Annotated in this window: 15 protein-coding genes; 7 read left to right on the top strand and 8 right to left on the bottom strand. The window is 74.0% G+C overall.

The features are described 5' to 3' along the window. Positions 1-108: 108 nt before the first annotated feature. The 3 genes from PSD17_RS18820 to PSD17_RS18810 form a co-directional block, all read right to left on the bottom strand. A complete protein-coding gene (locus PSD17_RS18820; RefSeq protein ID WP_103381347.1) occupies positions 109-312 on the bottom strand; it encodes a hypothetical protein in 204 nt (67 codons plus the stop codon). A 42-nt stretch (positions 313-354) separates the two neighbouring features. Beyond that, positions 355-1,434 (bottom strand): magnesium transporter CorA family protein, encoded by a 1,080-nt coding sequence (locus PSD17_RS18815; RefSeq protein ID WP_339123850.1) that lies wholly within the window; start codon positions 1,432-1,434, stop codon positions 355-357. 345 nt (positions 1,435-1,779) lie between these two features. Then, positions 1,780-2,235, bottom strand: a complete 456-nt coding sequence (locus PSD17_RS18810; protein ID WP_339123848.1) for a DUF4383 domain-containing protein — start codon at positions 2,233-2,235, stop codon at positions 1,780-1,782. A 179-nt stretch (positions 2,236-2,414) separates the two neighbouring features. On the opposite strand from PSD17_RS18810, the gene PSD17_RS18805 reads away from it, so the two are divergent. From PSD17_RS18805 to PSD17_RS18795, 3 genes are all read left to right on the top strand, one after another. Beyond that, positions 2,415-2,606, top strand: a complete 192-nt coding sequence (locus PSD17_RS18805) for a hypothetical protein (protein WP_013674479.1) — start codon at positions 2,415-2,417, stop codon at positions 2,604-2,606. Between the two features lie 128 nt (positions 2,607-2,734). Beyond that, positions 2,735-3,313: a hemerythrin domain-containing protein gene (locus PSD17_RS18800; RefSeq protein WP_339123847.1), complete on the top strand. Its 579-nt coding sequence runs from the start codon at positions 2,735-2,737 to the stop codon at positions 3,311-3,313. A 99-nt stretch (positions 3,314-3,412) separates the two neighbouring features. Then, positions 3,413-3,847: an STAS domain-containing protein gene (locus tag PSD17_RS18795; RefSeq protein WP_339123846.1), complete on the top strand. Its 435-nt coding sequence runs from the start codon at positions 3,413-3,415 to the stop codon at positions 3,845-3,847. Between the two features lie 58 nt (positions 3,848-3,905). Here PSD17_RS18795 and PSD17_RS18790 read toward each other — a convergent pair whose 3' ends face one another. Beyond that, positions 3,906-4,337: an SDR family NAD(P)-dependent oxidoreductase gene (locus PSD17_RS18790; protein ID WP_049803380.1), complete on the bottom strand. Its 432-nt coding sequence runs from the start codon at positions 4,335-4,337 to the stop codon at positions 3,906-3,908. A gap of 50 nt (positions 4,338-4,387) precedes the next feature. Then, a complete protein-coding gene (locus tag PSD17_RS18785; RefSeq protein ID WP_013674481.1) occupies positions 4,388-5,284 on the bottom strand; it encodes an SDR family oxidoreductase in 897 nt (298 codons plus the stop codon). A gap of 297 nt (positions 5,285-5,581) precedes the next feature. Between PSD17_RS18785 and PSD17_RS18780 the strand changes: the two genes are divergently transcribed. The 3 genes from PSD17_RS18780 to PSD17_RS18770 all read left to right on the top strand — a co-directional run bounded on the left by PSD17_RS18780 (position 5,582) and on the right by PSD17_RS18770 (position 8,111). Beyond that, the gene (locus PSD17_RS18780; RefSeq protein ID WP_103381354.1) at positions 5,582-6,739 is read left to right on the top strand and encodes a baeRF2 domain-containing protein; all 1,158 of its coding nucleotides are present in this window, start codon (positions 5,582-5,584) and stop codon (positions 6,737-6,739) included. Positions 6,740-6,764: 25 nt separating this feature from the next. After that, positions 6,765-7,178 carry an ATP-binding protein gene (locus PSD17_RS18775; RefSeq protein ID WP_103381355.1) on the top strand — a complete coding sequence of 138 codons (414 nt, stop codon included), beginning with the start codon at positions 6,765-6,767 and terminating at the stop codon, positions 7,176-7,178. Positions 7,179-7,298: 120 nt separating this feature from the next. Then, entirely contained in the window at positions 7,299-8,111 is an 813-nt protein-coding gene (locus PSD17_RS18770; RefSeq protein WP_103381356.1) for a sigma-70 family RNA polymerase sigma factor, read from the top strand. A gap of 15 nt (positions 8,112-8,126) precedes the next feature. On the opposite strand, the gene PSD17_RS18765 is transcribed toward PSD17_RS18770, so the two are convergent. Then, complete coding sequence (locus tag PSD17_RS18765) at positions 8,127-8,432, bottom strand: helix-turn-helix transcriptional regulator (protein ID WP_013674485.1); 306 nt, start codon at positions 8,430-8,432, stop codon at positions 8,127-8,129. Positions 8,433-8,508: 76 nt separating this feature from the next. On the opposite strand from PSD17_RS18765, the gene map reads away from it, so the two are divergent. Continuing rightward, a complete protein-coding gene (gene map, locus PSD17_RS18760) occupies positions 8,509-9,288 on the top strand; it encodes a type I methionyl aminopeptidase (protein ID WP_339123841.1) in 780 nt (259 codons plus the stop codon). 6 nt (positions 9,289-9,294) lie between these two features. Here the strand turns inward: map and PSD17_RS18755 are convergent, their stop codons facing one another. Together PSD17_RS18755 and PSD17_RS18750 are read right to left on the bottom strand one after the other, a co-directional pair. After that, complete coding sequence (locus PSD17_RS18755; RefSeq protein WP_103381358.1) at positions 9,295-9,636, bottom strand: TraR/DksA family transcriptional regulator; 342 nt, start codon at positions 9,634-9,636, stop codon at positions 9,295-9,297. A gap of 37 nt (positions 9,637-9,673) precedes the next feature. Then, on the bottom strand, positions 9,674-10,354 hold a 681-nt coding region (locus PSD17_RS18750; protein ID WP_339123840.1), incomplete at its 5' end, for a cytochrome c oxidase subunit I.

Genomic DNA, 10,354 nt, shown 5'->3' with positions numbered 1-10,354 from the left:
TGCGCCGGCACGCCACCGAGGCGTTCGCCCGGCTCGGAGCGCGGGCGCCGCGGCCGTTCCCGGCGGCGCGGAGCACAGCGGTGCCGGGGCATCGGGCCCCGTCCGGGGTCAGTCCCGGCCCCGGGCCTCGAGGTGCGGGTCCTTCGCCTCGTCCGGCGACGGTTCGCCCTGCGCCCCGGGCACCGCGACCTGCGGCCCGCCCGGGACCTCCGCCATGCCCTCCACCGAGGCGGTCTGGTTGTCGGGGTCGGCCGCGGCGCGGGTCGCCGGGCTCGGCTGGTCCTGCGGAGCGTTCTCGGTGTTCTCGGCCATGGCGACGGAGTACCCGTGGCCGGACGGTTCATCCCCGGACGCTCACAGCCAGCCCTTGCGCCGCAGCGAGAAGTACACGAGCCCGGCCAGCACGACGATGACCGCGGTACTGGTGACGAAGCCCCACGGCTGCTCGAAGCCCGGGTAGGGCACGTTCTGGCCGTACCAGCCGGTGACCGCCGTCGGCACCGCGATGATGGCGGCCCATGCGGCCAGCTTGCGGGTGATGACGTTGAGCTGGTTGCCCTGTTCGGTGGCGTTGCTGTCGAGGATCGTCGCGACGTGGTCGCGGGTCGCGTCGACGGTCTCGGCGGTCCCGAGCGCGTGGTCGTGGACGTCCTCGAAGTAGGGCGCCATCGCCGGGCGGGCGAGCCGGATGTGCTCGTCGTCGCGCAGCACCCGGGCCAGGACCTCGCGCATCGGAACGGTCACGCGGCGCAGCCCGGCGAGGCTCTTGCGCAGCTCGAAACCACGACGGCGCACGTCGACGTCGGTGCCGGGCTCGAAGAGCGCGTCCTCCAGTTCGTCGGCGAGGTCGTCGAGCCGCTGCGCGGCCTGGTGGTGCCCGTCGACGACGGCGTCGAGCCAGCCGTGGACGAGGAACCCGACGCCGTTGCCCGCAAGATCGGCCGCGGCGTCCCAGCGCGCCTCCACGACGTCGATGTCGAAGTCGGCCTTGCGCACGGTGATCAGCGCTCGCGGGGTGACGAACGCGCTCATCTCGCTGGTCACCAGCTCGCAGCCGGCGTCGCGCACCTCCACCGCGTACAGGTTGACGAACAGGTGCGAGCTGTAGCGGTCGACCTTCGGGCGCTGCTGGTCGACGACCGCGTCCTCCACCGCGAGCGGGTGCAGCCCGAACTCCTCGACGAGGATCGCGAGGTCCGACTCGTCGGGATCGTGCAGGTCCAGCCAGACGACCGCGTCGTCGTGGGCGGCGAGCTGCTCGGAGATGCGTTCGGCCGGAAAACCCTCCTCGACGAGGGTGCCGTCGCGGTAGAGCCGGGTCCGCGTCGGGCAACGCGGCGGGACCGCCGTCGTGACGCTGTGCGCGCAAGGGCCGGGCGTCTGCGGGTCCCCGTGCGCGGGGACGGTCCGGGGCGTGGCGTGCGGGCCGGTCATGCCCGGACCTACCTGGCCCGGCCGCCCTGCAAACCCCGGGCGGGGTCCGGGAACCCGGCGAGGCCGACGGCGAACGACGGCCGGCGCTCCGCCACGCCGCAGGGGTGGCTGTGAACGCAGGGCAGCGCCGCGACGAGATCGGTGTTCTGGGCCCAGGAAGAGCCGATCGACCATCCGGTCGACATCGGTCCCCGTCACGCCCATGACGCGCCCGACCGAGCGCCGTCCCGGTAAGGATCAGGCGCACCGACGCTCAGGAGGCACCGCAGGCGGGGTCATGCCGTTGTCGTAGACCTGCACCATCAGCTGTTGCTGGTCGTGAACGTGCCGTGCCCGGTTTCGCAGTCAGTCCTCGGCGAGGACGTCGTCGCCGCCCGGGATCTGGCGGCGCAGCGGGACGAGCGCGAGCACCAGGCCGAGCAGGGCGAACGCACCGGCGACGACCACCGCGGGCACGTTCATGGCGAGCGGGTCCGCGTCCGGGTTCGCGACACCGATGATGCCGAGGACCACGAACACCGCGTTGACGACGGCGAGCAGCCAGCCGTAGCCGCGGGCGGCAGGCGCCCGGCTCGCCGCCGCCCACCCGATGACGCCGAGCAGCACCTGCAGGGCGCAGCGCAGCGCGTTGCACTCGATGCCGAGCAGCGTCGACTGCTGCCCGTCCGGACCGGCCGGTGCGAACGACGGCCAGAACCCGACGAGCCCGTAGAGGAACATCAGGGTGCCCAGCACCAGCGCACCGATCTGGATCCACAGGACGGGCGCGGGTCCCGTCCGCTGCGTGGTCGACTCGGCCATGGAGCTCCCTTCGAGTGCGTGCGACGCGCGGCGCCGGTTCGCCGGGGCTACCCGGTGGATCGCGGCGCACGCACGCGATTCGACGACGCCGTCGCGGGTAGCCCTCGTGCGTACGAGACCGCAGCGGCGGGAGGTGCCACGGCCGTGCCCGCCGCACGACCACGAGGCAGGTGACGTCGATGGACAACGCCCGGGAGAGGCAGACCGCCGACGACACGACAGGCCCCCCGGTACCCGGACGACCCGACGGGCCCGCGGACACCGAGGAGACGGTCGACCGTCTCGAGGACGAGGTGTTCGGGCGTGCCGAGAACCCCGACCCGTCGACGCGGACCGCCGAGGACGCGCCCGACGCCGAGCCGCCCGACTGAGGCACGCCGGGGCGCCGCCGCGTCGCGTCAGGGGCCGAGCGCGACGGGCCGGGCGCGACGGGCCGAGCGCGACGTGGCCTGAGCGCCACGGAACGGAACCGAGCGACAGAGAACCGACTGGAGCAGACATGACCGACACCACCACCCCCGACAGGCACGCACCCGACGTCGTCGACGCGCTCACCCAGGACCACCACGAGGCGCTCGACCTGCTCGGTCGCATCGGCGCCACCACCGACGCCGCCGAGCGGCGCGACCTTGCCGACACGGTGATCGCCGAGGTCGTGCGCCACTCCGTCGCCGAGGAGATGTACGTCTACCCGGCCATGAGCTCGCACCTGAGCGACGGCGCCGACACCGTCGCGCACGACAAGGACGAGCACGAGGGTCTCGAGCGGATCATGAAGGACCTCGAGGGCGTCGGCGGCGACGACCCGCGGTTCGACGATCTCGTCACCGCCATGGCCGACGCGCTGCGCCACCACGCGTCGGACGAGGAGGCGGAGCAGTTCCCGAAGCTGCGGGCCGCGCTCGACGAGGAGACGCTGGTCGGGCTGCGCCGCAAGGTCGAGACGGCCAAGAAGCTCGCGCCGACGCGGCCACACCCCGACGCGCCGAACGCCGAGCTCTTCCACAAGCTCGCCGGGCCCGGCGTCGGGCTGGTCGACCGGCTCCGCGACCGGCTGAGCGGCCGTTCGACCGGCTGATGTCCGCGACCGCGGCCGGGGGACGCCTCCCGGCCGCGGGCGGCTCCGCGCCGGCGCAGGGCAGCAGCGGCCCGTCGACAACTGCTGTGTGAGGACCCCATGACATCGCAGCCGCCCCGGTCTCCCGACGGGGAGACCTTCTCGGCCCTCGGCCTGCGGGTCGAGGTGATCCGGCCGTCGACACGGCTGACGGTGCTGCGCTGCGTGGGGGAGATCGACCTGATCAACGGACCGGTGCTGCGGGACTGGATCGACGAGTTCGCGGCGTCGCGGACCGTCCTCGACCTCACGGGGGTCCGCTTCCTCGGGCTCTCGGCCGCCCGCGACCTCTGCCGGGTGCAGGCCGACCTGCGCGCCCGCGGGGACAACCTCTACGTCGTGGCGTCACCGGACGGCGCCGTCCGGCGCATCCTGACCGTCGTCGGCGGTCTGACGCTCCTGGCGCCCCGGCCCCGGGTCGCCGACGCCCCACGCCCCGGGTCGGCACCCGACCCCGGTCCCGCGGCGCCGGGGACGACCCGACCGCCCGGCTAGCGCGGCGGACCGCGACGCCGGAGCGCGCCGCTCACCGCCCGGGATCAGCGCCCCGGGATCACCGGGCCGAACCGGGCTCGGCCATCCGCCGGTGCATGCGGGCCTTGACGCCGTCGGGCAGCACGTTGCCGGTGGCGCCTGGGCCTTGGTGCCGACGGACCCTGCGACGATCTTCGCCCGGCCCGACAGCATCGCCTCGACGCCCTGCTCGGCGACCTGCGCCGGGTCGTCCTTCCACCGCGCCGACCCGGGTGTCGTCCACGTCCGCGCGGTGGAAGAAGTCGGTCTCGGTCGGGCCCGGCATCAGCGCGGGCATGGTCGCCTCGATCGACGACGTGACCAGCACGCGCCCCTCACCCCGGGAGACCATGTCGCGCAGGACGTGCTCGGCCAACCGGACGGTCGAGGTCACGTTGAGGTCGATGATGTCCTGCTCGTCGTCGACGTCGATGTCGACGAACGCGCCGCCCTGCCCGACGCCAGTTGTCACGTCGTTCGCCTACCCGCGTGGCGCCGATCCATCCACCGCACGTGGGCGGCTCAGGTGATCGGGGAACCGCCGGTCACGCCGAGCACCTCGGACGTCATGTACGACGACTCCTGCGAGGCGAGGAACACGAAGAACGGCGCGAGCTCGGCCGGTTGCGCGGCGCGGCCCATCGGGGCCTGCGCGCCGAACGAGTCGAGCTTGTCCGCGCCCATCGTGGCGGGGATCAGCGGCGTCCACACCGGGCCGGGTGCGACCGAGTTGGCACGGATTCCGCGCTCGACGAGGTTGTGCCCGAGTCCCTTGGTGAAGTTGACGATCGCGGCCTTGGACGTCGCGTAGTCGAGCAGGTGCGGCGAGGGGGAGAACGCCTGCACCGACGACGTCGTGATGATCGACGAACCCGGCGGCATGTGCGGGACGGCGGCCCGGGCCAGCCAGAACAGCGCGTAGACGTTGGTGCGCATGACGCGGTCGAACTGCTCGGTCGTGATCGAGGTCAGGCCCTCGTCCTGCGACATCTGGTACGCGGCGTTGCTGACGAGGACGTCGATGCGGCCGAACGCCTCGACCGCGCGGGCGACGACCTCCTCGCACTGCCGTTCCTCACGCAGGTCGGCCGGCACGGTGACGGCCTCACGGCCCGCCTCGCCGACCCAGCGCGCGGTCTCGGCGGCGTCCTCCGCCTCCTCGGGGAGGTGGGTGAGCAGTACGTCGGCACCCTCGCGCGCGAACGCGATTGCCACCGCCCGCCCGATCCCGGAGTCCCCGCCGGTCAGCAGGACCTTACGGTCGACGAGCCGCTCGGTGCCGCGGTAGGTCCGCTCGCCGTGGTCGGGGACGACGTCCATCTCGTCGGTGCGCCCGGGCCAGGGTACGGGGGTGTCGCCGCTGCCCGGCACGGCGAAACGCTCGGTCGGGTCTGCGGGGGTGAACTGGTCGTGGGTCACGGATCCTCCGGGTCGGGCCGGTGTGTCGCCGGGTCGAGACGCGGCACGGCACGAGCCGGCGGTGGGCGCCGCCGCGCCTGTCGCGTCGCGAGAGGTCCGGCCGCCGCCGCGGGGCTCCCGGTGGTCTCGCGGTGGCGGCCGCGGTCTCCGCGTTCCCCGGCGGGCTCGGTTCATTCCTGCGGTCTCCCCGGCGAGGCCGGCGACCGCGGGCGAGGTCCGCCCCGGACCGGTGTGTCGGCAGCACGGTCGCGGGTACAGCAGAGGTCACGGAACATCCGCGACCCAGGAAGTGAGCAGATGCGACTCGACTGGCTGCGCCCGGCCTGCGATCGGCCCGGACCGTTCGCGACAGTGCTGATCGACGCCACCCACGACACCGAGGACGCCGCCGAGCTGGATCGGCTGCGCCGCCGCGAGGTCGGGGCCGCGCTCGCCGACCAGGGCGCGCCGGAGGACGTGCGCGAGGCCGTCGAGGCCGCGCTCGCCGGTCCGCCACCACCCGACGGCACCGCGGGACGGGTGCTGGTCGCCGACGCGACGGGCGTGCTGGTCGACCGCCTCACGCCGGTGCCGCCGGCGGCACCGGCCGCGCGCTGGGGTCCCCTGCCCGACCTGCTCGCCGTCGTGACGGAGGTGCCGGAGCCGGTGCGGACGGTGCGGGTCCAGGTCCACGAGACGGGCGGCGAGATCGCTGTCCCGGGCGAGGACCCGGTGACCGTCGGCGGCGAGACGCCGGTGCACAAGGTGCCCGCCGGCGGCGCGTCGCACCTGTCGATGCAGGAGCGGGTCGAGGAGAGTTGGCGGCGCAACACCGCTGCCGTCGCCGAGGCCACCGAGCGGGCGGTCCAGCGGACCGGGGCGGAGGTGCTGGTCCTGACCGGCGACGCGCCCGCCCGGGCCCGGCTGCGCGACCGGCTGTCGCGGCGGTGCACCGACGTCCTCGTCGAGATCGAGCACAGCGGCGGGGAGCGCGGCGCGGACCTGCCCGACACCGTCGCCCGGGCCGAGGACGACGTGCGTGCGCTGCGGCGGCGCACCGCGCTCGACCGGTTCGCCCGGGCCGCCGGGCACGGTGACGGGCTCGCCGTCAGCGGTGAGGCCGACGTGCTCGCCGCCGCGCGCGCCCAGGCCGTCGAGACGCTGCTCGTCGATCCGGCCGCCGTACCCGCCGACGAGGTCTGGTTCGGAGCCGACCCGGCCGCCCTCGCCGCCGACGAGGCGGGTCTCGCGGCCATCGGGAGCACCCCGGCGGGCCGCGCTCCCGTCGCCGCGGCGTTGCTGCGTGCGGCCGTCGTCACGGATGCGGACGTCGTCGTGACCGGACCGGCGGGCCCGGACCGGCGCGATCCGCTCGACCCGGACATCCCGGATGAGCAGGACGAGGGGCGGCCGGCGGGACCGCTGCTTCGGCACGGCCTGGGCGCGGTCCTGCGGTTCCCGGTCGCCGCCGGCTGAGCAGTCCGCGCATCCGCGCCGGGCCATGGAGCTCTTCTGCACGCTCGAGGTCGAGGCCGAGCCGCACCGGCTCGGCCTCGTCCGGCATGCCGTCGAGGTGTGGCTCACGGCGGTGCGCTGGCCGCGGGGGGCGACGTCGCCGATCGTCTTCGCGGTCAGCGAGATCGTCAGCAACAGCATCGAGCACGCCTACCCGATCGAACCCCCGGGACCGGTGCGGATCGCGCTCGCCGTCGAGGTGGTGAGCCCGGGGTGCGAGCGGATCCGGGTGGTGGTCAGCGACCGCGGGCGCTGGCGCACGGCGGGCCCGGAGCCCGGCCGCGGCAACGGGCTGCCGCTGGTCGAGACGCTGTGCCCGGCGGTCGAGGTCGTCACCGGCGCCGAGGGCACCCGGCTGACGCTGCTGAGCGAGCCCGTCGCCCGGGGGGACCGCCCGTGACGACGCCTCCGCACCCTGCGAACGGGCCGCGACCGCGCTACCGTGGAGGTCCGGCCGCAGCCACGGCCGTTGGGTGCAAACCGCCGCCCTCTCCCAGTGTCGATTCGTGGAGAGGTGCGTATGCGCACACTTCCCGCCCACCGCGCCGATCCCGACGTCCGGCCTGACGGCGAGTTCGGTGACCAGCTCGAGCGGCTCCACCGGCTCGCCCGGCTCCCGGCCGACGATCCGGCCCGCGACGCGCTGCGCGACGACCTGATCCTGACGTTCCTGCCGGTCGCGGAACGCATCGCGGGCCGGCACGCCTCCGCCACCCCCTGGTCGCGTGAGGACCTGCGGCAGGCGGCGTCGGAGGCGGTCGTGCGCGCGGTCGACCGCTGGGACCCCGAGCGGGCCCAGGGCGACTTCCTCGGCTACCTCGTGCCCTGCGTGCGCGGTGAGGTGCTGCGCTGGTTCCGCGACCAGTCCTGGAGCGTGCGGGTCCCGCGCCGGCTCAAGGAGCTCTCCGTCGCGATCCGGTCCGCCCACGGGCCGATGGCCCAGCGGTTGGGCCGCGCGCCGCGCCCCTCGGAGCTCGCTCGCGAGCTCGGCGTCGACATCGAGGAGGTGCTGGAGGCGCTGCACGCGGAGGAGAACCACCGGGCCGCGACGCTCGACGCCCCCGCACCCGGGGACGAGCGGCTGCCCGGCGAGCAGCTCGGTGAGATCGACCACCAGCTCGAGCTCGTCGAGGACGCCGAGACGCTGCGCCCGTTGATCGCCGCACTGCCCGAGCGCGAGCGCCGCATCCTGCTGCTGCGGTTCTACGGCGGCCGCACCCAGAGCCAGATCGGGGAGGAACTCGGCGTCTCGCAGATGCACGTGTCGCGGCTGCTCAGCCGCACGCTCGCCCGGCTGCGGGCCGCCATGCTCGACGACACGCCCCCTGGCTGATCGCCGGCCCGACGGCTACAGAGCCAGCCGCTCGCCCGCGTGGTGCTCGTGGGCCGACCGCGCCGGAGCGGCGGCGTCGGCCCGGTTGATCTCCGCCCACACCGCGTCGAGGGAGAGGCCGAGGACGTCGGCGATCGCGGCGATGGTGGGGAAGGCCGGGGTGGCCACGCGGCCCGACTCGATCTTGCGCAGGGTCTCCGGAGACACGCCCGCGTCCAGCGCGGTGCCGAGCATCGAACGCTCGCCCCGCGCGCGCCGCAGCAGCGCGCCGAGGCGCTGCCCGCGCTCGAGCTCCGCAGGCGTGAGCGGCAGCCTCACCATGACACCGATTGTAGTACCGGGGATAACATGGACGGGATACTTATTGGAGCGAGTAGGCCAGCGAGTAAGGCGTCGAATGATCGAGATCCTCAACCCCACCCGGCTGCCCCGCGCCAGGCGGGCGGGCGCTCTGGTGGCCGACATCCTGCAGGCCGTGCGGAGCCGCTGTGAAGTGGGCACCAACCTCCTGGAGATCGACCGCTGGACCCGATCCATGATCATCGAGGCCGGGGCGGAGTCCTGCTACGTCGACTACGCGCCGTCGCTCGGACGTGGCCCGTTCGGGCACTACATCTGCACGTCGGTCAACGACGCCGTGCTCCACGGGCGACCCTTCGACTACGCGCTGGCCGACGGCGACCTGCTGTCGCTCGACCTGGCCGTCGCCAAGGACGGCGTCGTCGCCGACTCGGCGGTCAGCTTCGTCGTGGGTGCGACGACCACGCCCGACGGTGCCGCGATGATCGACGCGACCGAGCGCGCGCTGCGCGCCGGGATCGCCGCCGCCGTCCCCGGCGCGCGCACCGGCGACATCTCCCACGCCATCGGCTCGGTCCTGGGCGCGGCCGGATACCCGATCAACACCGAGTTCGGCGGGCACGGCGTCGGCTCGACGATGCACCAGGACCCGCACATCTCGAACACGGGACGGCCCGGCCGCGGCTACACGCTGCGCCCCGGGCTGCTGCTGGCGCTCGAGCCATGGGTCATGGCCGACACCGCCGACCTCGTCGTCGACGCCGACGGCTGGACGCTGCGCAGCGCGACCGGCTGCCTCACCGCGCACAGCGAGCACACGATCGCCATCACCGACGACGGCGCGGAGATCCTCACGCTCCCGACCGGGACCCGGTAGACCTGGTCAGCGCGGCTCCTCGGGGTGGTCGCGGCAGCGGTCGGTCTCCGGGCGGATGCTCAGCCGCTCGTCGTCGATCTCCCGCCCGCAGACGGTGCACCGCCCGTACTCGCCCCGCTCGAGGCGGTCGAGCGCCGCGTCGAGCCGTCGGCGCTGGGTCCGCAACGTGCCCTCGGCCAGGTCCGCCTCCATCGTCTCGGTCTCGCGCGACGCACGGTCGGCCTCGTCGACGGCCCGCCGGTCGGACTCGTCCGGCCGCAACGGGCCGCCGGAGCGACGGTCGGCGAGCTCGTGGTCGATCCTGCGCAGCTCCTCGCGGAGCAGGGTGCGGGCGTGGTCGTCGTCCATGGGGTCCTCTCGGGGGTCCTGGCGAGGCGGTTCGGGCTCAGCGGTTGCGGGCGTCGTCGCCGGGATGGTGTTCGCGCTGGGTACCCCGGGCCGCGTGCTCCGACGGCGCGGCCCGGCCCCCCGCGTGCGCCTCGTCGCGGAACTGCTTGACCAGGTGCGGGTAGTGCAGCTCGAACGCCGGCCGCTCGGACCGGATGCGCGGCAGCTCGGTGAAGTTGTGCCGCGGTGGCGGGCAGGAGGTGGCCCATTCCAGCGAGTTCCCGAAACCCCACGGGTCGTCGACGGTCACCACTCGCCCGTAGCGGTAGGAACGGAACACGTTCCACAGGAACGGCAGCGTCGAGGCGCCCAGGATGAAGGCGCCGATCGAGGAGACCGTGTTCAGCGTGGTGAACCCGTCGGTCGGCAGGTAGTCGGCGTAGCGGCGCGGCATGCCCTCGTTGCCCAGCCAGTGCTGCACCAGGAACGTCGTGTGGAACCCGACGAACGTCAGCCAGAAGTGCACCTTGCCCAGCGTCTCGTCCATCATCCGGCCGGTCATCTTCGGGAACCAGAAGTAGATCCCGGAGAACGTCGCGAACACGATCGTCCCGAACAGCACGTAGTGGAAGTGGGCCACCACGAAGTAGGTGTCGGAGACGTGGAAGTCCAGCGGCGGTGAGGCCAGCAGGATGCCGGTGAGGCCGCCGAACAGGAACGTCGCGAGGAAGCCGAGGGC

Source organism: Pseudonocardia sp. D17, from assembly GCF_036984265.1.
Taxonomy (GTDB): Bacteria; Actinomycetota; Actinomycetes; order Mycobacteriales; family Pseudonocardiaceae; genus Pseudonocardia; species Pseudonocardia benzenivorans.
Note: the sequence above shows the minus strand (reverse complement) of the source record. Positions and strands in the feature narration are given on the sequence as shown.

Excerpts from the sequence above, each read along its gene's own strand:
- PSD17_RS18810 (WP_339123848.1), bottom strand. The coding sequence starts at position 2,235 with ATGGCCGAGTCGACCACGCAGCGGACGGGACCCGCGCCCGTCCTGTGG.
- PSD17_RS18780 (WP_103381354.1), top strand. The coding sequence starts at position 5,582 with ATGCGACTCGACTGGCTGCGCCCGGCCTGCGATCGGCCCGGACCGTTC.
- PSD17_RS18805 (WP_013674479.1), top strand. The coding sequence starts at position 2,415 with ATGGACAACGCCCGGGAGAGGCAGACCGCCGACGACACGACAGGCCCC.
- PSD17_RS18770 (WP_103381356.1), top strand. The coding sequence starts at position 7,299 with ATGCGCACACTTCCCGCCCACCGCGCCGATCCCGACGTCCGGCCTGAC.
- PSD17_RS18820 (WP_103381347.1), bottom strand. The coding sequence starts at position 312 with ATGGCCGAGAACACCGAGAACGCTCCGCAGGACCAGCCGAGCCCGGCG.
- PSD17_RS18795 (WP_339123846.1), top strand. The coding sequence starts at position 3,413 with ATGACATCGCAGCCGCCCCGGTCTCCCGACGGGGAGACCTTCTCGGCC.
- PSD17_RS18815 (WP_339123850.1), bottom strand. The coding sequence starts at position 1,434 with ATGACCGGCCCGCACGCCACGCCCCGGACCGTCCCCGCGCACGGGGAC.
- PSD17_RS18765 (WP_013674485.1), bottom strand. The coding sequence starts at position 8,432 with ATGGTGAGGCTGCCGCTCACGCCTGCGGAGCTCGAGCGCGGGCAGCGC.
- PSD17_RS18755 (WP_103381358.1), bottom strand. The coding sequence starts at position 9,636 with ATGGACGACGACCACGCCCGCACCCTGCTCCGCGAGGAGCTGCGCAGG.
- PSD17_RS18775 (WP_103381355.1), top strand. The coding sequence starts at position 6,765 with ATGGAGCTCTTCTGCACGCTCGAGGTCGAGGCCGAGCCGCACCGGCTC.
- map (WP_339123841.1), top strand. The coding sequence starts at position 8,509 with ATGATCGAGATCCTCAACCCCACCCGGCTGCCCCGCGCCAGGCGGGCG.
- PSD17_RS18800 (WP_339123847.1), top strand. The coding sequence starts at position 2,735 with ATGACCGACACCACCACCCCCGACAGGCACGCACCCGACGTCGTCGAC.